10 protein-coding genes are annotated in these 23821 nt (G+C 68.4%); 5 read left to right on the top strand and 5 right to left on the bottom strand.

The features are described 5' to 3' along the window. The first annotated feature begins 8 nt into the window (after positions 1–8). A complete protein-coding gene (locus tag J2X41_RS16995; RefSeq protein ID WP_310083342.1) occupies positions 9–2462 on the top strand; it encodes an ABC transporter permease in 2454 nt (817 codons plus the stop codon). On the opposite strand, the gene J2X41_RS17000 is transcribed toward J2X41_RS16995, so the two are convergent. Then, the gene (locus J2X41_RS17000) at positions 2459–3928 is read right to left on the bottom strand and encodes a glycoside hydrolase (RefSeq protein WP_310083344.1); all 1470 of its coding nucleotides are present in this window, start codon (positions 3926–3928) and stop codon (positions 2459–2461) included. The two genes, J2X41_RS16995 and J2X41_RS17000, sit on opposite strands and share 4 nt — an antisense overlap. A gap of 554 nt (positions 3929–4482) precedes the next feature. Here J2X41_RS17000 and J2X41_RS17005 point away from each other — a divergent pair. The 3 genes from J2X41_RS17005 (at position 4483) to J2X41_RS17015 (ending at position 12175) form a co-directional block, all read left to right on the top strand. After that, a complete protein-coding gene (locus J2X41_RS17005) occupies positions 4483–7278 on the top strand; it encodes a TonB-dependent receptor (RefSeq protein WP_310083347.1) in 2796 nt (931 codons plus the stop codon). A gap of 99 nt (positions 7279–7377) precedes the next feature. Beyond that, positions 7378–8913 (top strand): tryptophan 7-halogenase, encoded by a 1536-nt coding sequence (locus J2X41_RS17010; RefSeq protein ID WP_310083350.1) that lies wholly within the window; start codon positions 7378–7380, stop codon positions 8911–8913. A gap of 52 nt (positions 8914–8965) precedes the next feature. Continuing rightward, positions 8966–12175: a glycoside hydrolase family 2 TIM barrel-domain containing protein gene (locus J2X41_RS17015; RefSeq protein WP_310083352.1), complete on the top strand. Its 3210-nt coding sequence runs from the start codon at positions 8966–8968 to the stop codon at positions 12173–12175. A gap of 11 nt (positions 12176–12186) precedes the next feature. On the opposite strand, the gene J2X41_RS17020 is transcribed toward J2X41_RS17015, so the two are convergent. Further along, complete coding sequence (locus tag J2X41_RS17020) at positions 12187–13002, bottom strand: hypothetical protein (RefSeq protein WP_310083355.1); 816 nt, start codon at positions 13000–13002, stop codon at positions 12187–12189. Positions 13003–13261: 259 nt separating this feature from the next. Here J2X41_RS17020 and J2X41_RS17025 point away from each other — a divergent pair, with 259 nt between their 5' ends. Further along, the gene (locus J2X41_RS17025) at positions 13262–16204 is read left to right on the top strand and encodes a TonB-dependent receptor domain-containing protein (RefSeq protein WP_310083358.1); all 2943 of its coding nucleotides are present in this window, start codon (positions 13262–13264) and stop codon (positions 16202–16204) included. A gap of 411 nt (positions 16205–16615) precedes the next feature. Here J2X41_RS17025 and J2X41_RS17030 read toward each other — a convergent pair whose 3' ends face one another. From J2X41_RS17030 to J2X41_RS17040, 3 genes are read right to left on the bottom strand one after another with little or no spacing between them, the layout of a single operon-like run. Further along, positions 16616–18517, bottom strand: coding sequence for an MFS transporter (locus J2X41_RS17030; RefSeq protein ID WP_310083361.1), 1902 nt, complete (start codon positions 18515–18517; stop codon positions 16616–16618). A gap of 51 nt (positions 18518–18568) precedes the next feature. Next, the gene (locus J2X41_RS17035; RefSeq protein WP_310083363.1) at positions 18569–21328 is read right to left on the bottom strand and encodes a DUF5695 domain-containing protein; all 2760 of its coding nucleotides are present in this window, start codon (positions 21326–21328) and stop codon (positions 18569–18571) included. 10 nt (positions 21329–21338) lie between these two features. After that, entirely contained in the window at positions 21339–23603 is a 2265-nt protein-coding gene (locus J2X41_RS17040) for a prolyl oligopeptidase family serine peptidase (RefSeq protein WP_310083366.1), read from the bottom strand. Positions 23604–23821 lie beyond the last annotated feature (218 nt).

Here is a 23821-nt window from a genome sequence, read left to right on the forward strand (position 1 = left end):
GCCGCGCCATGCTGCAGTCCATCCTGACCGCCTTCTGGCGCTCCTTCACCCGGCGCCCGCTCTACGCCGCGCTCAACCTGCTGGGCCTCAGCCTGGGCGTGGCGACCTTCGTCATGCTCAGCCTGCTGCACCGTTTCGAGACTGGCTACGACAGCTGGACGCCGGAGCGAGACAAGATCTACGCCGCCGGCATCGCCTTCAACGTCCCGGGCATCGCGCCGGGCGCGCGGGTCGGGGCCATGGGGGGGCTGCTGGAGGAGATGAAGCTCGACTATCCGCAGGTTCGAGGCGTGCGGGACTGGAACCAGGCGGCGGTGATCCATAGGGGCGCGACGGTCTCAAGCGAACAGATCGAGCTGGTCGACGCCGACTTCCTGGCCTTCTTCCAGGTCCCTCTGGTCGCCGGCGACCGCGCCTCGGCCTTGCGGGATCCGGCCAGCCTGGTCCTGTCGGAGACCATGGCCCGCAAGTATTTCGGCGCCGTCGACGTCGTCGGCCGCCGCCTTGAGATCAGCGATCTGGCTGGCCGAAACGCCTACACCGTCACCGCCGTGATCAAGGATCTGCCCAAGAACAGCAATCTGAGGCTGGACTTCGTGCGCCTCCTGACGCCGCGCGATGTCGCGACGACGATGGGAGGCTGGAGCGCCTGGGGCATCGTTACGCTGCAGACCTATTTCAAGTTCGACGATCCGACTGCGGTCTCCGCCCTGCAAGCGCAACTCCCGGCCTTCGTCGATCGCCGGGTGGGCAAGGCCTTCGGCGACGCCGTCACGCCGCACGAGATGCTGAGGCTGAGTTTCGTTCCGTTGCGAGACGTGCACCTCATCGACCCCAAGCAGCGCGCCGCGATCGAGACTTTGAGGCTGGTCGGCTGGGTTGCCCTGGGCCTGGCCCTGATCAACTATGTGAACCTGGCGACCGCCCGCGCGGGACTGCGGGCCCGCGAGGTGGCGGTGCGCAAGGCTCTGGGCGCCGGGGCCGCCGTCCTGCGCCTGCAGTTCCTGGGCGAGGCGGCCCTGACCATCGCCCTGGCCTTCCTGATCGGCCTGGCGACGGTCGAGCTGGCCCTGCCGCTGATCAACGCCGCCGGCGGGCTGTCGCTGGGCCTGGACTATCGCGCGGACGGCGCCTGGGTGGCGGTGGTCTTCGCCCTGGTGCTGGCGGTCGGCTTGGCGGCCGCGATCTATCCGGCCTTCATGCTCTCGGCCTACCAGCCCGCCCAGGTCCTGGCTTCTAGCCGTACGCCGAGCGGCGGCCGGTTCGGGGCGCGGCTGAGGGAGGGGCTGATCATGGTCCAGTTCGCCGCGGTGGTCGCCGCCTTCGTGCTGATGCTCGGCTTTCTCGGCCAGGTCCATCATATGCAGAGCCTGGATTTCGGGTTCCGGCGCGACGGGCTCTATCTCGTCACCGCCACGCGCGGCGTCGGGGTGACTCCGCAACAGCGCCAGGCCTTCTGGAGCGCCGCCCAGCGCATCCCCGGCGTGAGCGGCGTAACGGCCAGCACGACGGCCCCGGCCGACGAGGCCATAAACGTCAATACGACCGCCATACGGCTGGACCGGCCCGTGGGTCCCGCGCTCGCGCCGACGCTCCTTTGGTCCGCGACCGGTCCGGACTATTTCCAGACGCTGGGGATTCGTCTGGTCGCCGGGCGGCTGCTCGACCTCGCCCATGGCGGCGACGAGCAGTACGTGCCCAATGCGGGTCCCGAGACGGTGACCAACGCCGTGATCAGTCGCGGGGCGGTGCGCCAGCTGGGCTACGCCTCGCCCGAGGCGGCCCTGGACAAGCTGCTCGATTACAACGGGCGGAAAACCCGCATCGTCGGCATCGTTGAGGACACCCGCTTCTACAGCCCCACCGAAAAGACCCCGGCCAAGCTCTACACGTTCAACGGCCATCCAGCCTATTGGCCGGCGGGCTGGCCGATCACCCTGGTGCGCTATTCGGGCCTGAGCGAGGCTGAGGTCCGCGCGCGCCTGGAAGCCGCCTGGCGCCAGGCGGCGCCGGACGTCCCGTTCGAGGGCAAGACCGCGCTGGTCAATCTGGACCGCTACTACAAGCCCCAGCGCGATCGCACGAACCTGTTCAGCCTGGGCGCCATGGTGGGGGCGGGGATCGGCTGCATCGGGCTCTACGGCCTGGCGGCGTTCAACGCCTCACGTCGAACGCGGGAGATCGGCGTGCGCAAGGTGCTGGGGGCGACCCGCGCCCAGGTGGCCCGGTTGCTGGTCGGCCAGCTCCTGCGTCCGGTGGCTGTCGCCTGCCTGATCGCCTGGCCCCTGGCCTACTGGATGCTGCGGCGCTGGCTGTCGCAGTTCGACGATCCCGTCGCCGTCGGTCCGCTGATCTTCATCGGCGGCGCGGCGGCGGCGATCGCCATCGGCCTGGCGGCGGTGGGCGGCCTGGCCTGGTCGGCGGCGTCCGCCGAGCCGGGCAAGGCGCTACGGCACGACTAGCCCCGGCGCAGGACCAGGGTGACGATCGAGCGGGGCGGGGCGACGGTTCCGGCGATTTGCTGCAGTCGGCGCGTCGCGTCGGTGACGACCATCCGGGCCGACCAGCCCGCCAGGGGCGTGGCCAGGTCGCGCGGCATGATCCCGCCGTTGACATGCACCAGGACCAGTTCGGCGCCGTCGGGCGACACGGCGCCGACCGTGTCCAGGTCATCGACCGGCGTCAGCCGGTAGCCGGGCCGGATGTAGCGGCTGAAGTGCGCCATGGCGTGGTACTTGGCGGTGACATGGATCGCGTGCGGACCCTCGGGAGGGCCGCGCAGGTCGGCCTTGACCAGGCCCCAGTTCGAACCGGGCTTGCCCTCGCGCGTGCTCAGGTCCTCGACCGCCTGCCAGAACACCCAGGCCGCCGGCTCCAGCCGCTTGAGGTCCATCACCACGTGTTCGGCCAGGGCCAGCGGCGAGCCCATGCCGTCGAAGGTCTCGGGCTCCTTGTCGAGCGGCGTGTCGTTCTCCGACATCCACAGCCGGATCCCCGAGGCCGTGGCCACGTCGCGCACGCCCGTCTGGTTGACGACGCCGTAGCTGTGGACGTTCAGCTGGCCAACCGCCGCGCGGGCTTCGGCCGGATAGGCCTCCCAGTCGGCCAGGAAGAGGTGCGAATTGGTCTCGTCGGGCGCGCTGACCACAGTCTTGAGGCCTCGCGTCCGGAGCGCGGCGGCCGAGGCGACGATCATGGCGGCCTGTCGGGCCGGCGACCAGTGGGCGCCCTCCTGGGTGTTGGCCGCGAACCAGTAGTCGGTGTTGGGTTCGTTGACCGGCGACAGGGTTCGGAAAGCGATCCCGTGGCGCCGCTGCAGCTCGTCGACGACCCGGGCCAGATAGGCGGCGAACAGCGGCTCCAGGCCGGGGCGCAGATTGTCGTCCGTTCCCTTGACGGCGCCCGACACCTTGCCGCTGACGGTCATGAACCAGGGCGGCGAGTTGGAGAAGGCTTCCAGGATCGGCTGGTCCACGCGGGCCTTGATCGCGTCGAGCCACCAGCGCTGGTTGGCGTCGGCCGACCAGTCCCACATCGACTCGTCGTCGGGGCGCCACCAGTCCTGGCCCTCGGCGCCGGCCGGCTGGCGCCAGAAGCCGGGGACCGCCGCGCCGGTCCGCAGATGGGGCGGGTCGCCCGGCCTGGCGCCGCCGCCGATATTGTAGCGTCCGATCGTCCAGCCCAGGCCGTCGGGACCATAGAACAGGTCGGCCAGCCGCCGGCGTTCGGCGTCGGGCCAGCCTCCGGTGACGTTGGCGAACCAGGCCAGCGCCGTACCCCAGCCTTCGAACGCCGGCCCCGCGCGGTCGAGGGCCGGGCGCAGGGTGACCCTGACCGCCGGTGTCGACGAGGGCGGGGCGGCGAGGGCCCTGGGGCTGATCGCCAGTCCGGCCAGAAGGCCGAAGATCCCGCGTCGCGACAACGCCATGAAGCCCCCGTGTTTTTATAAAAGTGTCTGCGTCAAATTTGTATGACAATTGATAGGTCGCGGCAACCCGAGCCGCCTGACAAAACCGGCAGTCCTACGCTCTCTCCCGTCCGGAGCGATGGCGCGATTCGGGACCGGCCTGGACGCCTTGGGCGCGGTCAGGGTGCGAAATGCGGTGGGCCGGGCGTGCGCGAAACCTCGGGCGTGAAGGCGGCCGAATCCCTGGTCGTCCAGCACGGTTCGTCGCTAAAGTCCTGTTTTCCCTATCAAGCTTGACCATTAAGGTCCGGCCCTCGATCGACCGGCGGCCATCGATCGCGCGGATCGGCCCTTCCGATCGGGGTGGCGCGCCGATGGCTTTGTCAGGAAAGCCGCGCCGGATGGCGTCACCCGTCACGTGGAACGCCTGTTCCAGGTTGGCGGTTATACAAAAATATCATTTACGGGTCTGACTGAATAAAATCGTACTTGTAGTACAAATGCGAGCGGCATATGTCTGACATGAAATCACGCCGTACGAGAGCGTGACGAATCGAAGCCAGGAGGATGACGAGATGAGGGGTGTTCAGTTCAGGTTGATGGTGAGCGCGTCGGTGGCGGCCCTGGGGGTCTGCGCGACGGCCGGCTCGGCCACGGCCCAGACCAGCGGGTCCACGGCCAAGGCGCCAGCCGACACGGCCGCCGTTTCCGAGATCGTCGTCACCGGCGTCCGCGCCAGCCTGCGGTCGGCCCAGGCGATCAAGCGCAACGCCGACCAGGTCGTCGATTCGATCCAGGCCCAGGACATCGGCAAGCTGCCCGACGCCAACACCACCGAGGCCCTGCAACGCGTGACCGGCGTCCAGATCCAGCGCCGCTATGGCGAGGGCGCCACCGACTTCGACCACCGCACCCAGCCGGCGATCGCCGTGCGCGGCCTGACCCAGGTGCAGAACTTCCTCGACGGACGCGCGGTCTATTCGGCGTCCGGCGGCCGGGCCTTCGATCTGGAAGGCGTGCCGCCCGAACTTCTGGCCGGCATCGATGTCTACAAGAACGCCCCCGCCAACATCATCGAAGGCGGCGTCGGCGGGGCGGTGAACCTGCGCACCCGGTTGCCGTTCGACTCGCCCAAGCGGGTCCTCAGCGCCACCTTCCGCGGCAACTACTACGATCGGGTCCGCAAGAACGGCGGCTCGATCTCGGGCCTCTACAGCGATCGTTTCGACACCTCGATCGGCGAGATCGGCGTTCTGGTCAACGCCGTCCTGAGCAAGAGCCGCTATCGCCAGGACGGTTTCCTGGCTGGCCCGTTCGCCGCTGTTCAGCCGGGTTCGATCGCCAGCGCGCCGGCCAACGCGCAGATTCCCTACGGCTTCGAAATCTATGACGATACCGGTGATCGTAAGCGGCTTGGCGTCGCCGCCGCCGTGCAGTGGAAGCCCAGCGACACCCTGTTGCTGACCGCCCAGTACCAGCGAACCAAGTACTGGTTCAACCGGACGGGCGCCTACTATTACGACTTCAACAACCGGTCCAACGTCACGGACGCCAACGGCAACGTCACCAGCTATGGCACCGACCCGCTGCCCGGCGCGAGCTTCGCGTTCAATGACGAGGGCTACGCCACCAAGGGCGCGCTGCAGAACCAGACCTTCGAGACCGGGCGCTACGACCAGCAGCTCTGGAGCCAGAGCCAGAACTTCACGCTGAACGCGGCCTGGACGCCGACGGAGCGCTTCAAGGCCAACTTCGACGCCCAGTACCTGAAGTCTTACTACAACGCCGACCGTAACGGCCACGTGCTGTCGCTGTACTCCCAGTCGGGCCAGACCGGCTTGACCGCGCCGCACAAGTCGATCGTCGACTTCGACCTGACCGGCAAGTATCCGCGCTGGGAGGTGCGTGACGCCTCGGTCCTGAACAACCCGGCCAACTACACCACGCCGTACATGGCCGACTCCCTGCAGCGCAACGACGCCGACACCCTGTCGTTCGCGGCGGACGTCGAGTACGACCTGGAAGGCGGGTTCTTCGACAAACTGCGCGGCGGGGCCCGCTATTCCGACAACAGCATCGACCTGCGGGGCACCTGGCACGGCGTCTGCATCACAACCCTGGGGCCAGACGCCAACTGTTCGGCTCCAAACGGCACGCCGTTGGTGCCGCTGTCGGCCCATCCGGAACTGTCGATGCCCGGTCCGTCGATGCGGTGGTTCGACGGCAACACCGTCAAGGGCGGTATCCTTTATCCCGCCTTCCCGAAGGGCGACGGCGTCTGGGCTCAGACCAAGGCGCTCTACGCTCTATTCGGCGCCCAGACCCAGGACGCGTTCGGCCCGCGCGACCTCAACAGCCAAACGGAAAAGACCTATACCGGCTGGGCGATAGCCGACTACGCCGGTGAAGTGGCGGGTGTCCAGATCGACGGCGGCCTCGGCGTGCGGGTGGTCCGGACCGAAGCGACGTCCACCGGCACGCTGATCGACGCGAACGGCGGAGCCTCGCCTATCGATGTCAGCAAGACCTACACGCGCGCGCTGCCCAGCTTCAATCTCCGCGCCAAGCTGACCGACACGATCCAGGCCCGCTTCGCCTTTTCCAAGGGCTTGGCGCGAGCCAACTTCGATCAGCTGTCAACCAATGTGACGCTCAACCGCCCGGATACGAACGGTGTTCTCACCGCCAGTTCCGGCAACCCTGCGCTACGGCCGATCGAGTCCGATAACTACGACCTGACCGCGGAATGGTACTTCTCCGACACCGGCTCGCTGACCGCCGGCGTCTTCTACAAGAAGGTCGATGGATTCCTGGCCAGCGGTCACGTCGACCGCACCTTCAACGGCCAAGTCTACGATGTCAGCACCGTAGTCAATACGGGCAGCGGGACTGTCAAAGGCCTGGAAGTGGGCTACCAGCAGTTCTTCGACTTCCTGCCCGGACTGCTTGGCGGGCTGGGCGTCCAGGCCAACTATACCTATGTCGACAGCAGCGTGACGAACCCCTTCTTCTCGGCCGGATCGGACTCGTCCGAACAGCTGCCGCTCGAGAAGCTGTCGAAGAACAGCTACAATCTGATCGGTCTCTATCAGAAAGGGCCGGTGTCCGGGCGGCTGGCCTACAACTGGCGTTCCAGCTATCTGGACCAGACATCGGGCAGCGGCGCGAACGGGCTGGCGCAATACGCCAAGCCCTACGCCTCGCTGGATGCGTCGCTCAGCGTCGACATCAACGACCACGTGGCGTTCTCGGTGGATGCGGTGAACCTGAACAACCGCATGAACGTGCTCTACATCGGCACGCCCGCCGCGCCGCTGCAGTACCAGCTCAACGACCGCCGCTTCGGCGTCGCGCTGCGCATCACCTACTGACCTCCCCTGCTAGCCGACGTGGCGCGCGGCGCGCCACGTCGGCGCTTTTTTCGACAAAACACCTTCGGTCCGCACGCAAGACATGGTTCGATCGATCCGATGCTGACCGAAACCTCGCGTGAAGACGGGCCGCTGACCCGCATCGCCATCGTCGGGGGTGGGGCGGCCGGCTGGATGGCCGCCGCGGCCCTCGCCCGCGTGTTGGGCCCCCATGGACCGGCGATCACCCTGATCGAATCCGAGGAGATCGGCATCGTCGGGGTGGGGGAGGCGACCATCCCCCCGATCCGCGCCTTCAACGCCATGATCGGCCTGGACGAGGACGTCTTCGTCCGCGAGACCAAGGGCACGTTCAAGCTGGGCATCGAGTTCGTCGACTGGCGCAGGCTCGGCCACCGCTATTTCCATCCGTTCGGCGTCTATGGCCCCGACTTCGGCCCCGCGCCGTTCGAGGGCGCCTGGCGACGGCTGCGCCAGGCCGGACGGGCCGAGCCGCTGGAGGCCTATTCGATCTGCGCCCAGGCCGCGGCGGCCGGGCGCTTCGCGAGGCCCCAGCCGGGCTCGGGACCGCTATCCCAGCTGGCCTACGCCTTCCATTTCGACGCCGCCCTCTACGCCAAGCTGCTGCGCGCCCACGCCGAGGCGGCCGGGGTCGTGCGCCGCGAAGGCAAGGTGGCCGCCGTCAACCTGCGGGGCGGCGACGGCTTCGTCGAGTCGGTGACCATGGAGGACGGCGAGCGGATCGCCGCCGACCTGTTCCTGGATTGCACGGGGTTTCGCGCCCTGTTGATCGGCCAGACGCTGGAAAGCCCGTTCGAGGACTGGTCGCGCTGGCTGCCCAACGACCGCGCCGTGGCCGTCCCGTCGGCCAATGCCGGCCCGCCGACGCCCTATACCCGCTCGACCGCCCGGGAGGCCGGCTGGCAGTGGCGCATCCCGCTGCAGCACCGCACCGGCAACGGCTACGTGTTTTCCAGCCGCCATGTCTCCGAGGACGAGGCGACCGCCACCCTGCTGGCCCATCTCGACGGCGAGCCCTTGGCCGAACCCCGCGTGCTGCGGTTCCAGGCTGGTCGGCGCCCCGCCGGCTGGGTCAAGAACGTCGTCGCCCTGGGTCTGGCCGGCGGCTTCCTGGAGCCGCTGGAATCCACCAGCATCCACCTGATCCAGGTCGGGATCGCCCGGCTGCTGGAAATGCTGCCGACCCGCGCCTTCGAGCCCGCCGACGCCCGGCGCTACAACCGGCTGATGGCGGCCGAGTTCGACAGCGTGCGCGACTTCCTGATCCTGCACTTCCACGCCACCGAACGGAACGACACGCCCTACTGGGAGCAGCTGGCCGGGATGTCCGTTCCCGACACCCTGCTCGAGCGGCTGCGCATCTATCGCGCGACGGGGCGGGTGTTCCGCGAGAGCGACGAGCTCTTCACCAAGACCAGCTGGCTGGCGGTGCTGGACGGGCAGGGGCCTAAGGTCGAGGGCGGCGAGCCGCTGGCCGAGGGCCTGCCCCTCGACCAGGTCGGGGCGCGGCTGGCGCGGATCGCCGAAGCGACGGCGCAGGCCGTCCGGCGGATGCCGTCCCAGGCCGAGTTCATTCGCGCCCATTGCCAGGCCGCGTCGCTGATCGCGGTTTGATCCAGATTTACACCGACAGACGGGGCGAGCCGCCCCATGAGAAGAGGTTCGTATGCGACGGATTCTATTGGCGGGCTTCGCCTCGTTCGGACTGCTGACGGCGGCCCACGCCGAGGATCCCCGCGTCCAGCCGGTGCAGGTGGACGCCTCGCGTCCGGACTGGGAAAACCCGGCGGTGTTCGCGCGCGGCAAGCTGGCGGCCAGCGCCACGCACTTTGCGTTCGAGAGCCGCGAGGCAGCCCTGGCCGGCGACATGACCCGGTCGGCGCGCTACCAGTCGCTGGACGGGCCGTGGTCGTTCAGCTTCTCGCCGTCGTCGGACGCGGTTCCTGAAGGCTTCGAGAACCCGGACTATGACGTCTCGGCCTGGAAGACCATCAAGGTCCCGGCCCTGTGGCAGACCGAGGGCTATGACCAGCCGCGCTACAACAACATCACCTATCCGTTCCCGGCCAACCGGCCGCTGATCCCCCACGCCACCAATCCGGTCGGCTCCTATCGCCGCACCTTCGAGATCCCGGCCGGCTGGAGCGGCCAGGACGTGATCCTGCACATCGGCGCGGCCGGTTCGGCCTACCAGGTGTGGGTCAACGGCGTGGAGGCCGGCTATTCGGAAGACTCCAAGCTGCCCAGCGAGTTCGACGTCACCAAGCTGCTGAAGCCGGGTCAGGCCAACATCGTCGCCATCCAGATCCACCGCTGGTCGGACGGCTCCTACCTGGAGGACCAGGACTTCTGGCGGGTCTCGGGCATCGAGCGGTCGGTCTATCTGAAGGCTGTCCCCAAGGCCGCGGCCAGCGACCTGTTCGTCCATGCCGGCCTGGACAAGGCCTACAAGGATGGCGTGCTGTCGACCGACGTGGCCCTGGCGGCCCGCGACAAGCCGGTCACCGTGCGCATGAGCCTGCTGGACGGCGACAAGACTGTGCTGACCAAGGAAGCCAAGGTCGCGGCCGGCGCGGCTAGGACGGAGACCCTGGCGGCCAGCGTGCCGGGCGTGCGCCAATGGACGGCCGAAACGCCCAACCTCTACACCCTGCTGGTCGAGGTGCTGGACGCCCAGGGCGGCGTCATCCAGGCCACGCCGCAACGGATCGGCTTTCGCACCGTGGAGATCAGGAACGGCCGGGTGGCGGTCAACGGCAAGCCGATCGTCATCCGCGGCGTCAATCGCCACGAGCACGACCCCGAGACCTTCCACGTGATCTCGGAAGCCTCGATGCGCCGCGACATCGAGCTGATGAAGCGCAACAACATCAACGCCGTGCGCACCTCGCACTATCCCAACGCCGAGCTGTGGTACGCCCTGGCCGACGAATACGGCCTCTATGTGATGGACGAGGCCGACATCGAGAGCCACGCCTATATGGACTACGCCAACAAGCATCCGGAACTGCGGCCCAAGCTGCAGATCGGCTTCGACCCGGCCTGGGAGCAGGCCCATGTCAGCCGCGTGATGAACATGGTCGAGCGCGACAAGAACCACCCCTCGGTGATCTTCTGGTCGCTGGGCAACGAGGCCGGCATTGGTCCCAACTTCGAGAAGGCCGCCGCCGCGGCCCGCAAGCGCGATCCCTCGCGACTGATCTCCTATCTCGGCTGGGGCACGCTGGACTGGGAGCACGAGCCCAACGCCTTCGTCGACATCTACGCGCCGATGTACGACGACATCGAGAAGATGGTCGACTGGGCCAAGGATCCGACCCGCACCCAGCCGATGATCCAGTGCGAATATTCGCACATGCAGGGCAATTCCGGCGGCAACTTCAAGGACTACTGGGACACCATCTACCAGTACGACAAGCTGCAGGGCGGCTTCATCTGGGACTGGGTGGACCAGTCGATGTACCGCTACGCCAAGGACGGTCGCCGCTACTGGGGCGATGGCGGCGAGTACGGCCCCAACCCCGGCGGCGACGTCGAGTTCGGCGACGGCCTCAACCAGCCGGACCGCACGCCCAACCCGCATCTCTACGAGGTGCAGAAGGTGCTCTCGCCGATCCAGTTCGGCGGCTTCGACCCGGCGACCGGCAAGGTGACGGTGACCAATCGCCACGACTTCCGCGACCTGTCGGGCTTCGACTTCGACTGGACGCTGGAGGAGAACGGCGTCGCGATCGCCTCGGGCCAGCTGCCGGCCCTGGCGACCGCCGCTCGCGCCAGCCAGACGATCGCCCTGCCGCTGCCGGCCCTGCCGCGCAAGCCGGGCGCGGAATACTTCGTCACAGTGCGCGCCAAGGCCAAGGACGGCGCCGTGCCGTTGACCCCGGCAGGCTACACGGTCGGCTGGGAGCAGTTCGCGCTGGCCGCGACGTCGGCTCCGGCGGTCGCCCGCTCGGGCCCGGTGGCGCTGGCCGAGACCGGCGCGGCGATCACCGCTTCGGCGGCCGGCGCCACCCTGACCATCGACAAGGCCACCGGCCTGGTCGCGGGCTACGCCAAGGACGGCGTCGTCCTGGCCAAGGGCGGTCAACCCAATTTCTTCCGCGCCGAGACCGACAACGACACCCTGAACGGCATCGTCTCCCAGCAGCGGCCCTGGCAGACGATGACCAATACGCGGCAACTGCGCGGCCTGAGCACGCGCAAGACCGACAGCGGGGTCGAGATCGCCGTCGACTACGCCCTGGGCGCGGGGGCGGCCCGTTTCGTGACCACCTACACCATGGCCGGCGACGGTTCGGTGGCCGTGGCCGGGGAGCTGACCCCGCTGAAGGACGACCTGCCGCCGCCGGTGCGGGTGGGCCTGTGGTTCACCGCCCCGACCAGCCTCAAAACCGTCGAGTGGTATGGCCGAGGTCCGCACGAGACCTATGTCGACCGCTATACGTCCGCCCCGATCGGCCTGTGGCGCGGGGCGATCGCCGACCAGAACCACGACTACATGCGGCCCCAGGACACCGGCAACAAGATCGACGTCCGCTGGATGGAACTGAGCGGCGGCGGCGCGGGCCTGAAGGTCACCGGCGAAAAGCCGCTGATGATGAACGCCCTGGCCTTCCCCTACCAGGACCTCTATCGCCGCGCGCCGGGGGCGTGGAAGTCCACCGACATCGTCCCGCACGGCGAGGTCACCCTGCTGGTCGACTCGGCCCAATGGGGCGTGGGCGGCGACACGGCCTGGAGCCATGTCGGCCTGCCGCAGATGAAGTACCGCACCAGGCTGCAGCCGACCCGCGTCGCCTTCCGCCTGGAGCCGTTCAGCGGCGAGGGGACGCAAGCGGACAAGGCGCGTCCGGCCCGGGCCACCGAGGTGCAGTAGGCGGGGCTTGTTCAGCTTTCCGTGTAGCGGAGCAGGAGCCAGTCGCGGCCGGTGAGCAGCCTCGCCAGCTGATCGGCCGCGGTCGGAGGGGTCTTGGCGTAGAGCGTGGCGAGCTCCGTCGCGAGGGCTCGCGCCCGGTCTTCGCCCAGGGCCGCCGCGCGGCGAAACCCGAGCAGGCGCGCGCCGATCCCGAACAGCGACAGGCCGTGTTCCGCCTCCAGGCGCCGCGCCAGGACGAGGTTTTGCATCGGGCTGAGGTCGGACTGGAAATAGCCGTTGGGAAAGGCGGCGATCGCCTCGGCGGCGGACTGGACCGGCGCGAATTGAAAAAGGACCTCCTGTTCCCGCGCGATCCCTAGGAAGGCCTCGGGGTCGGTGTTGATCGTGACCAGGTCGTTGGCGTCCCCGGACGTCTCCCAATCCAAAAGTCCGAAAACCGCCTCGAGCCGAATGTCGCGGGCGCGCGCCAGGAGGTTGGCCAGGCGGATCGGGAATTCGGCGGGCGTGCTGAGATAGCCCTGGTGCTGGCCGTTCTCGAACACTTCGGGGCTCAGCCCGGACAGGTCGTGGCCCTCGACCTCGTCCAGCCCGTGATAGTCGGTGCCGTGGCCGGCGGTGTACGAGGCCTGGCCCAGGTCGTCGAGGGAGGCGAGCACCCGGTGGTCCGGATGGTCCCGCTGCAGGCGGGCGTGCAGGGCGAGCAGGTCCGCGAACGACGAAAGACCGCGCGCCGTCAGGCCGTCGCACAGCAGCGGGCTGAAGGTCCGGGGTTTCGCCTGGCTGAACGGCACGAGTTCCAGCGGCTTGCCGCGCGACGATCCGAACATCAGGGCATCACGCCACCGCGCCTGCCGTTGTCAAGCATCACCAATTCCGCCGTCCGTCGTGGTGGCGATGGACGGCGCTGTCCTCTCCGTGATCCGCGATTCCGCTCCAGCCATGGCTTGCAACTGCCGCTGGATAGGGCCGCCCGCTCAACGTTATATGTATATCGTATAAGATATTTGACATAAATAATATTATCGTGCCTTCCTTCTGGCCGAAACGCGCCTGTGGGAGGCGCGGTCGTTCTGGAGGGGAATTTCCATGCGCAGCAGACTGGCGCGCCTTGATCTGATGGCGGGAGCCGCGGCCGTTGCGGTCCTGTCGGTCGTCGCCGGGCCCCCCGCCGCCTTCGCCCAGCAGGTCGCCACGGCCGAAGAGCCGGCGACCCTGGACGCGGTGGTGGTGACCGGATCGCGCATCAAGCGGCCCAACCTGGTCTCGGCCAGCCCGATGACCGTCGTCGGCGACGACGAGATCAAGTACCAGGGCGCCACCTCGATCGAGAGCGTGCTGAACCGCCTGCCGCAGTTCACCGCCGATTCCAACGAGAACGGCTCCAACGGCTCGGACGGCACGGCGCGGGTCAACCTGCGCAACATGGGGTCCAGCCGCGTGCTGGTGCTGGTCGACGGCCAGCGGATGCTGCCGGCCGAGACGGCGGACGTGAACTTCATCCCCAGCGCCCTGGTCGACCGGGTGGACGTGGTGACGGGCGGCGCGTCGGCGGTCTACGGGTCGGACGCGGTGTCCGGCGTGGTCAACTTCATCCTCAAGAAGGACCTCAACGGCCTGCGGCTGGACGCCCAGTACGGCATCGCCCAGCACAAGAACGACAACGGCTATCCCCGGTCGCTGATCACCGCGGCGGGCTACAAGCTGCCGGACAGCTCGGTCACCGACGGAGCGCGAACCGACGTCAACCTGGCCTTCGGGATCAATGCGCCGGACGGCAAGGGCAATGTCACCTTCTATGCCGGCTATCGCGAGCTCAAGCCGGTCACCCAGGACAGCCGCGACTACTCGGCCTGCGGCCTGAACCTGACGGGCGACCGCAACGACGCCCTGGTCTGCGGCGGCTCCAGCAACAACGAGTACGGCCTGTTCACCCTGCTCAGCGGCCCCAACGCCGGACAGACGCTGAACAACACCAAGGACGGCAACAAGACCTGGGTCCCGTACAACAGCTCGTTCCTCTACAACTACGCGCCCACCAACTACATCCAGCGTTCGGACAGCCGCTACACGGCCGGCGCCTTCGCCCACTACGAGATCAGCAAGGCCGCCGAGGTCTACGGCAGCTTCATGTTCATGGACGACCACACCTTCTCGCAGGCGGCGCCGTCCGCCCTGTTCCAGGGGACGACGTTCAAGATCAACTGCAACAATCCGCTGATGTCGGCCTCCCAGGCCGCGACGCTGTGCGGCTCGGCCGCGGGCGCGGACGTCAACCAGGACACCTTCATCGGCTACCGGCTGACCGGACCCGGCAGCTCGCCCCGCCGCGACGACCTGCGCCACACCGCCTACCGCATCAACCTCGGTTCGCGCGGCGAGATCGCGCCGGGCTGGACCTATGACGCCGGCTTCCTCTACTCGCAGGTGGTGCTCGACGAGAGCTACAAGAACAACGTCGACAACGCCAAGGCCGCCAAGGCCCTGCAGGTGGTCAACGTCAACGGAACCCCGACCTGCAAGTCGGTGGTCGACGGCACCGATCCGAGCTGCGTGCCGATCGACGTGTTCAAGTACCAGGGCCTCAGCGCGGCGGCCTACAAGTACCTCTACGCCCCGACCTACACTCACGGTGTGCAGCGCGAGAAGGTGCTGAGCGCGACGGTGAACGGCGACCTTGGCCAGTACGGTATCAAGAGTCCGTGGGCCAACGACGGCCTGGCCCTGGCGCTGGGCGTCGAGCATCGCCGCGAGGAGCTGAAGTTCGAGGCCGACGCCCTGGCCCAGGCCGCCGGCACCAAGGAAAACGCCGGCGCCTTTAGCGTCACCGAAGCCTATGGCGAAATGGACCTGCCCCTGGTCCAGGACGCGCCGTTCATCAAGAGCCTGTCGGTCAACGCCGGCTATCGGACCTCCAAGTACGACTACCTGGACAACCGGGTCTCGACCTACAAGGTCGAGCTGCAATATGCGCCGACCTCGGACATTCGGTTCCGCGCCAGCTACAACCGCGCGGTGCGGGCGGCCAACATCAGCGAGCTGTTCGCGGCCCAAGGCCTGGGCAATGTCTCGGCGGTGGACCCTTGCGCCGGCGCTACGCCGACGGCGTCGGCCGCGGCCTGCGCCCTGACCGGCGTCACCGCCGCCCAGTACGGCAAGATCCCCGAGTGCCCGGCCGAGACCTGCGTCACCCAGGGCGGCGGCAATCCCGACCTGAAGCCGGAAGTGGCCGACACCCGTACCGCCGGCGTCGTCCTGACCCCGCGCTTCCTGCCGGGCTTCTCGATGTCGCTCGACTATTTCGACATCTATGTCGACCAGTATATCGGCTCGGTCGACGCCCCGACCGTGATCAACCAGTGCGTCCAGACCAGCAATCCGTACTTCTGCAGCCTGTTCCACCGCGACCCGACCTCGGGCGTGCTGTTCGGCGACCGCGGCTACATCGTCGCCACCAACCAGAACACCGGCTTCCTGCAGACCTCTGGCCTGGACGTCACCGGCAACTATCGCCTGGACCTGTCGTCCCTGACCAAGGGCGGCGATTGGGGCAGCCTCGATTTCAGCTTCGTGGGCACCTACCTCAACAGCCGCAAGATCGAGCAACTGCCGGGCCTGGGCGCCTATAACTGCAAGGGCCTGTTCGGCCCGACCTGCGGCCAGCCCAACCCGGCCTGGCGCCACCAGCTGCGGACCACCTGGAGCCTGCCGTGGATCCCGGCCACGGTCTCGGTCAACTGGCGCTATTTCGGCGGGACCGACCTGTCGAGCAACAACAGCAACCCGTTCCTGCAGGGCGACTACGTCGAGATCAACCGCAAGATCAAGGCCTACAGCTACTTCGACCTGGCGGCCAACTGGAAGGTGCGTGAACAGCTGTCCCTGCGCGCGGGCATGAACAACGCCTTCGACAAGGACCCGCCGGTGATCGCGGCCGGCCTGCTCAGTTCCTTCGGCAACGGCAACACCTATCCGGGCGTCTACGATCCGATGGGCCGGACCCTGTTCGTGGGCCTGACCATGGATTTCTGAGGCTTTCAACTTCTTCCGGGGATCGGCGGCGGTGGTCGAGGGGCCCCGGGGCCATCCTCCCCTAGGTGAACTCAACAGCCACCGCGCCCAGCGCCGGTGGCTGTCTTTCTGTGTGGAGGATGGTTTGCAGCGCCTCCCGCGTGGGGACACGCCGCAAGGGCGTGTCCCCAGTGGTGCAAAACATCAAAGCTACTCCGGGCGAGGCCCGGGAGCTTCGCACCCTTCCCATCAGCTCAGCGGCTTTCCGCATGAGATCACACCCACTTGCCCCCACCTGGCGGCTTCGCCGCCTGTCCGCCCCCATAGGGGGCGGAGCCTTCGCGCTAGAGGCTCTTCCCCCTCTGGGGGAAGACGGTCGCGAAGCGACCCGTAGGGGGCAAGTGAACGACTATCCGCCAAAAGGCCGGCCGCTCAGCCGGCGTTCGTCGCGGTGTCCACCGGGGCATGATGGTCGGTCTCGTCCGAGCCGTGCGACCACTTCTTGAGGATCGGCGCCAGGCCCAGGAAAGCCAGGCCAATGGCCATGGCGATCCCGCCGATCCAGTTGAACACCGCCAGCGATCGGGCCAGGGCCGCGGCCGGATCCAGCACCTGGCCGCCCACCGTCTCGGTGGCCGTCAGGCCGGCGATGAAGCCGCCCACCTTGCCGGCGATCGACACGGCCATGAACCAGACCGCCATGACGAACGACACCATCGCCGCCGGCGACAGCTTGGTCATCTGCGACAGGCCCACGGGCGACAGGCACAGCTCGCCGGTGGTGTGCAGCATGTACATCAGCAGCAGGAAGATCAGCGGCATGCGGAAGGCGCCGTCGACCAGGTGCGCGCCCAGTTGCAGCAGCAGGAAGCCCGCCCCGACCTGCAGCAGGGCCAGGCCGAACTTGACGACGGGGTTGGGGTCCTTGCCGCGCTGGCCCAGCCAGGTCCACAGGAAGGCGAAGACCGGGGCGAAGATCAGCAGCCAGCCCGAGCCCAGGGCCTGGGTCTGGGCGGCGTTGAAGCTGGTGTTGATCCAGAAGGTCGAGGCCCGGTCGATCCCCGCCGCCGCCAGCTGTTCGGGGGCGGCCAGGGTGATCGCGCCGTTCAGCCACCGCACCGGCTTGGCGACCAGGTCCAGGTCGACATTGGTGGCCGCGAACAGGTTCAGCGACGAGCCGGCCTGGTCGAACAGGGTCCAGAACACCACCGCGCCGAAGATCAGGAACACCGCCAGGCCCAGGCGTTCGCGCTCGACCTTGTCGCACTTGGCGATCATGAACCACAGGATGTAGCCCAGCGAGGCCAGCATGCCGGCGATCAGGGTCCAGTTGACCATCACCGTGTAGCGCACCAGCAGGCACACCGCCGCGACGCCCACCAGGGACAGGCCGTAGATCAGGCCCTCGCGGGTCAGCGGTCCCAGCAGCGGCTTGTCCAGCTGCTGGGGGACCGGCGGCTCGCCCTTGCCCCGCAGCAGCGGCTTGCCCAGCACGAAGACCACGAAGCCGGCGACCATGCCCAGGCCCGCCAGGCCGAAGCCCGCCCACCAGCCGACCGTCACCCCCAGGAAGCCGCAGAGGATCGAGGCCCAGAACGAGCCGAGATTGATGCCGTAGTAATAGAGGGTGAAGCCCGGATCGCGCCGGCGATCGCCCGCCGGGTAGAGCTGGCCGACGATGGTCGAGATGTTGGGCTTGAGGAAGCCGACGCCGACGATGATCAGGGCCAGGGCGAACCAGAAGACGTTCAGATAGAGCGGGTCCCGGCCCGTGACGCCCAGCTGGTACTGGCCCTTGGCCAGCACGGCCGGGATCGGGGCGTCGGCCGGCAGGCCCCGCACGGCGAAGTCGCCGGACTTGGAGGCCGCCACGGCGTAAGGCTTGGCCTCGACGATCAGCTTCGAAACCCGGCCTTCGCCGCGGCCTTCGGAGACGAAGTCGTAGGTGTGGCCGCCATAGGTCAGGGTCTGGGTGGCGGGCGCGCCCTCGATCGCCATGGTCAGGTGGCCGGCGATCAGCAGGAGGGCGCCGAAGATCACCGCCTTGCGGGCCCCCAGATAGCGGTCGGCCAGGAAGCCGCCGATCAGCGGCAGCAGGTAGACCAGCGACGTGTAGGACCCGTAGTGGGCGCTGGCCGTCTTCGGGTCGAACAGGAAGTGCTGGGTCAGGTAGAAGATCAGGATGCTTCGCATGCCGTAATAGGAAAAGCGCTCCCACATCTCGGCGAAGAACAGGATCAGCAGCCCCCGGGGGTGATCGCGCAGCAGCTGGAGCAGCACGGGGACGCCGGTCAGGATCGTGACCAGGACGCCCATGACGATGACGATGTTCATGGATGGGCCCTGCGCTGTTCGATCCTGGTCATGTCGCTACGCCTTCGCGGATCAGTTCGGGGCCAGCTCGATCGTGGTCGGCCCGTCGGTCAGCGGCAGGGTGTAGGCCCCCCGCTCGAAGGCCGCCCCGGCCGGGCGATAGGGGCGGGCGCCCTTGGTGGTGGCCTCGACCAGCAGCCGGGCGGCCGGGGTGGTTGCGTCCCGCGCCGCCAGGGTCAGGGTCAGCTTGCCCGTGGCCGGCGTGTAGGCGGCGGCGTCGATCTTGCCGGCTTCCAGGGTCAGCCAGGCGCCGATCGGGGCCACGAACAGCCGGGTGCGCGCCCCGTCCTTGGGCGCGATCCGCACCACGCCGTCGGCCTGGCTGACATTGCCGCCGAAGCCCAGCCAGCCGAACGTCGGATCGTTGACCAGATAGGTCGCCGCCGCATAGGCATGGCCGAAGAAGCCCATGCCGTAGTCGCCGCTGTAGGGATCCCAGGACATCATGTCCGGGGCCGAGTGGAAGGCCGCCGACGAGAAGCCTTCCCGGTCGATGTTGGTGACCCCGCCCATCAGGCCGCCATAGGCCACCCGCAGCAGGTGCAGGTCGCCGGGGTCCGCGCGGTAGGCGTCCAGCAGCGGCACGGCGTTCAGGGTCGAGCCGTAATGATGGATCTGCCGCTCGATGCGCGGGACCTTGCCGCCGTAGAGGAAGTCCCAATAGCGCCGGGCGTTGCCGTTGTAGCCCCAGCTGGGGATGGTCGGGTCATAGGCGAGGATCACCTCGCGGGTCTCGTCGGCCTGCTTCTGGTGGCCGAAGAAACGCATCCAGGCATAGACCTCGGCCTGGCCCGTGGAGTCCCAGGCCATTTCGCTGCCGAACGGATAGGGCAGGGTCTTCCAGTGGTCGGCCCGGCCCTTCATCAGGGCCTCGAGTTCGTCGGCCTTGGCGGTCATGTCCTCGCGGCGGAGATCCTTCAGGATGTCGACGAAGACGTCGCCCTCCATCTGGCCGAACTGGGCGTAATAGGGGGCGTCGCGCATCATCGCCACGGCGGTGGTCTGGGCGTGGTCCAGATACCAGCGCCAGTCGTGGGTCTTGACCAGGCCGTCGTGGTTGCGGGCCAGGCGGTAGAGCACCCAGTGGCCGATGGCGACGTGCGGATAGTTGTAGGACCGGCCAAGGTCGCCAGCGTCCTTCTTCGACCACGAGGTCCAGGACTTCCAGTTGGTCTTGGGGTCGTAATAGGTCGGGAACTCGTCGGGGGCGTAGTAGAACAGGCTCTTCTTGACCGCGCCGGCGTGCTCGCCCTCGGCCACCTGCAGCCCGCCGACGATGGTCTCGTTGACCACCCGCTCCAACTTGGCCACCTCGCCGGCGTCGGGGTTGTCCAGCTGCTTCATGATCGCCGCGACCCAGCTGCCCGCGCCCCCCTCGTCGCTCATGCCCGAGATCCAGACCCGAGGATCCTGGGTGACGATCTTGTCGGCCTGGCGGTCGTAGGTGAGGATGCCCGGCGAGCGCTTGAACGGGTCCGACGGATCCTCGAACCATTGCCTGGTGGTCGAGAACCGGCCCAGGTCGGCCATGGTCTGGTCGAGCGGCTTGGTGATGAAGTAGGAGACGGTCTGGACCGTGTCGTCGGCATAGGTGATCGACAGGGTGGCGCGGCCCCAGCCCGAGGCGCGCACGGCGTAGCGCGACCATCCCGAACCGGACTTGACCGGCGTGGCGGTCAGCGCCCCGGCCGGATAGCTCTCGATCCGGGTAACCGGCTTGGGCGACTTCAGAAACAGGGCGGCGTCCTGGTCGGTGGGCACGACATAGCCGGGGACGCCGACGGCGACCGGGCGGCCGTTGGCGACCAGGGTGTCCTCGATCGCGCGGATCGACGGCGAGGTGACCAGGCGCACGCCGATCGTGCGGCTGGCCCCGGGGGCGAGGGAGAAGCTGGTGGGCGTGTTCCACTGTTCGCCGGCGGTCTTCCAGTCCTGCTCGGCGAAGCCCTTGCTGGCGACCGTCCAGTCGTAGAAGCCCTCCGAGGTCTGGCCCCGCTCGCTGCGGTCGGTGAAGATGTCGCCGGGCTTGGCGCCGCGGCCGGCCTGCTGGATCGGCCGGTAGGCCTCCAGCGGTGTGGCCTTCTCCGGCAGGACCAGCAGGGCCGGACCCTTGCCGTTCAGGCGGGTCACCTGCAGGTAGCCGGCGTCGCGGCCGATATAGGGATCGACGAAGCTGGCCTGGGCGTGGGCCTCTTCCAGCGAGCGGTCGGTGATGATGTTGTCGAACACCATCGGCAGGCCCAGGCCGCCGACCTCCACGGCCTGCTTGGAGGTGTTGGTCAGGACGAAGCGCAGGGCCAGCGCCCCGCCCTCGGCGACCCAGCGGCGTTCGACGCGAAGCGGCGAATCCGGGCCCAGAGACGCGGTGATGTCGGCCGCCGCCAGGGTCGCCCCGCCGGCCGCCAGCCGGCGGATGGGCTTGCGCTGGTGCGCCGAGCTGAAGTCGCGCCAGGCGCCGCCTTCGGTGCGCAGGCGCAGGTGGATGTCGCCGACATGGACGTAGCCGTCGCCCTGGCGCTCGGCTTCCCGCGCGCCGGGCGTGAAGTCGAACCCGGTCTCGCCCGTCGGCGACAGCCGGGCCAGGGTCTGGGTGTCGGTGCGCAGTTCCAGCCGGAACTGCGCGGTCCGATAGGGGGTCCTGGCGATCGGCGCGAAGACCTTCTTGGCCGCCGCGGGCGGTTCCTGGGCCCAGGCCAGGCTGGTCGCGCCCAGGCCCAGCGGGGTGGTGGCCAGCAGCAGGGCCGTCAGGGCCAGCGGGCGAAGGTTCGTCATCGGAGCCTCGTCATTTCGCGGTGGTGGCGACGAGGCGCGCGGCCGGCTGGGCGGCCGGCGGCGCTTCGTCGAGCAGATTGCGGGTGAAATAGTCGCGCAGCTTGCGCCAGAAGAACGGCTGATAGACCGCGTGGGTGGTGTTGGGCAGGATCACCAGGTCGACGTCCTTGCCGGCCTGGATGATGGCGTTGGCCAGGCGGATGCTCTCGGTGACCGGGACGTTGTCGTCGATGTCGCCATGAACCAGCAGCAGCTTGCCCTGCAGGGCGCCCGCCACCGACATGTTGGAGTTGCGCTCCCAGGTCGCCTCGTCCGCCAGGCCCATCGACACTTCCGGCCACCAGGCCTTGTCGAGCCGCAGGTCGTGGTTGCCCGACGAGGCGACGGCGACCTTGAAGAACTCCGGCCGGCGCAGCACGAACCGCGCGGCGTCGTAGCCGCCGGCCGAGCCGCCGAACACGCCCACCCGGGTGAGGTCCAGCCCTGGATCCTTCGCGGCCATTTGCCGGATCATGGCGATGTGGTCGTCCAGCCCCACCTCGCCCAGGTTCTGGTAGGCGGGCAGGCGGAAGGCCTGGCCCCGCCGCGAGGTTCCCCGGCCGTCGATCATCACCACCACCGCGCCGATCTGGGCGACGCTGTTGCCGGTCGCCGAGACCGAGCCGCGCCAGGAGGTCGGGGTCTGGGTCGTGGTCGGGCCGGTATAGACGTTGTCGATCACCGGATAGCGCCGCGCCGGGTCATAGCCGATCGGCCGGAAGATCATGCCGTACAGCGGGGTGACGCCGTCGGCGGCCACGCCGGTGAACGGCTCCGGCGGCCGGAAGCCCGTGGCCCACAGCGCGCTGGGGTCGGCCCGGCCCAGTTCCAGCATCAGGCGTCCGTCCCTCGCGTCGCGCAGCACGGTGCGGGTCGGCGTCGTCGGGCTCGACATCTCGTCGAGGATCCAGCGGCCGTCGGGAGAGACCGTGGTCTCGTGGTCGAGCGGCTCGGGGGTCAGGAGCCTGGGAGGCCCGCCGTCGAGGCCGACGCGGTAGAGCGCTTTGTAATAAGGATTGCGGTCCTTCTCGCGGCCGACCCCGGTGACCAGCAGCCCGTCCCGCGGGTCGACACGGTCGATCGACAGCACCTCCCAGGCCCCGGTGGTCAGGGCCTTGCCGCCGTCGGGGGCGTCGGGCTTGACCAGATAGAGCTGGGCCCAGCCGCTGCGCTCGGAGATCGCCAGCTCGCCGCCTAGGGCGGGCGCGGGCTGCAGGCTCGACGAGGTGACGGTGACCAGCGGCGCGACCTTCTCGCGGGCCACGACCCTGGCCGCGCCGTTGACCGGATCGGCCGAATAGACGACCAGCTGACCATAGCCGCGCTGGGTCCATTGCGCCCGGACATGGTCGCCGTCCCAGCTCATCTCCGGCGCGGCGGGGTAGAGCAGGGACTCGGACGGGATGGCCAGCGGCACGATCTTGCCGACCCCGTCGCGGAAGGCCTGCTCGACGTCGATGACCAGACGCTGGGCCTGGGGCAGCGTCGCCGCGCCGGCCAGCGGGTAGATGTAGGAGAAGCTGCGCGGATAGAGCCCGCCCGGGTTCTGCTGGGTGATCGACAGCCGCTTGACGCCTCGGGTGTCGAGCCGCCAGGTCAGGACGCGCCGGCTGTCGGGGGACCACTGGGCCGAGACCGGCATGTCGGGCTCCTCGACGCCAGCCTTGAGGATCTGCGACAGCTGCGGGATGTCGCGGCCGTAGGGCTGTTCGCGCGAGCCGTCGGCGGTCAGGACCACCTCCCGGCCGCTCTTGGTGTCGACTGCGAACAGGTTGAAATCGCGGGCGACCAGCTTGAACCGTCCGTCGGGCGACAAGGCCGGATCAACGGCCTGGACCGGGTGTTCCACCACGCCGCCGCGGGTCGATTTCCACGGTTTGTCGGCGGCGGTGAAGGTCAGGGTCTCGATGCGCGGGTCGAAATCGACGATCTCGATTCGCGGCGGGGAGGCGGGCGGCGTCGATAGGGCCTCCGAGACCTGTCGGACCAGGTCAGCCTCGACAGCGACCGTCTTCTGCCTGCGGTCGGCCAGGTTCAGGTAGGTGATGACGCGCTGGCCGGATTTGCCGTGGCGATAGAGCACGCCACGACCGTCGGCGACGAACCGGGCCTGCAGGTTGTCGTCGACGATGAACTGGCCCAGGCCGCCGCGCATGAACAGGTCCGCGCGTGCATAGCGCTCGGCGATCGGCAGCAGGGGCGCGGGGCTGGTCGTCGTCGCGGAGGCGGGAGACAAGGGTTGGCCGCTCGCGGCCGAAGCGGTCAGGAGACCTAGGGCGAACGCCGAGAGTCCGAGGTGGACGGCGCCGCGCCTGACCGTTGATCTTCCGCCTAACGGCATGCCGCGCCCCCAATTCCCATCCTGTCACAAACCGGTTCGTCGCCGCGGCGTCAAGAAGATTATACGATATATAATCCGACGATTTGGACATTCGCTGGGAGAGGGTCACCACT

Origin of the sequence: Caulobacter sp. BE254 (genome assembly GCF_031457295.1) — a bacterium.
GTDB lineage: Bacteria > Pseudomonadota > Alphaproteobacteria > Caulobacterales > Caulobacteraceae > Caulobacter.

Excerpts from the sequence above, each read along its gene's own strand:
- J2X41_RS16995 (WP_310083342.1), top strand. The coding sequence starts at position 9 with ATGCTGCAGTCCATCCTGACCGCCTTCTGGCGCTCCTTCACCCGGCGC.
- J2X41_RS17015 (WP_310083352.1), top strand. The coding sequence starts at position 8,966 with ATGCGACGGATTCTATTGGCGGGCTTCGCCTCGTTCGGACTGCTGACG.
- J2X41_RS17000 (WP_310083344.1), bottom strand. The coding sequence starts at position 3,928 with ATGGCGTTGTCGCGACGCGGGATCTTCGGCCTTCTGGCCGGACTGGCG.
- J2X41_RS17020 (WP_310083355.1), bottom strand. The coding sequence starts at position 13,002 with ATGTTCGGATCGTCGCGCGGCAAGCCGCTGGAACTCGTGCCGTTCAGC.
- J2X41_RS17030 (WP_310083361.1), bottom strand. The coding sequence starts at position 18,517 with ATGAACATCGTCATCGTCATGGGCGTCCTGGTCACGATCCTGACCGGC.
- J2X41_RS17035 (WP_310083363.1), bottom strand. The coding sequence starts at position 21,328 with ATGACGAACCTTCGCCCGCTGGCCCTGACGGCCCTGCTGCTGGCCACC.
- J2X41_RS17005 (WP_310083347.1), top strand. The coding sequence starts at position 4,483 with ATGAGGGGTGTTCAGTTCAGGTTGATGGTGAGCGCGTCGGTGGCGGCC.
- J2X41_RS17025 (WP_310083358.1), top strand. The coding sequence starts at position 13,262 with ATGCGCAGCAGACTGGCGCGCCTTGATCTGATGGCGGGAGCCGCGGCC.
- J2X41_RS17010 (WP_310083350.1), top strand. The coding sequence starts at position 7,378 with ATGCTGACCGAAACCTCGCGTGAAGACGGGCCGCTGACCCGCATCGCC.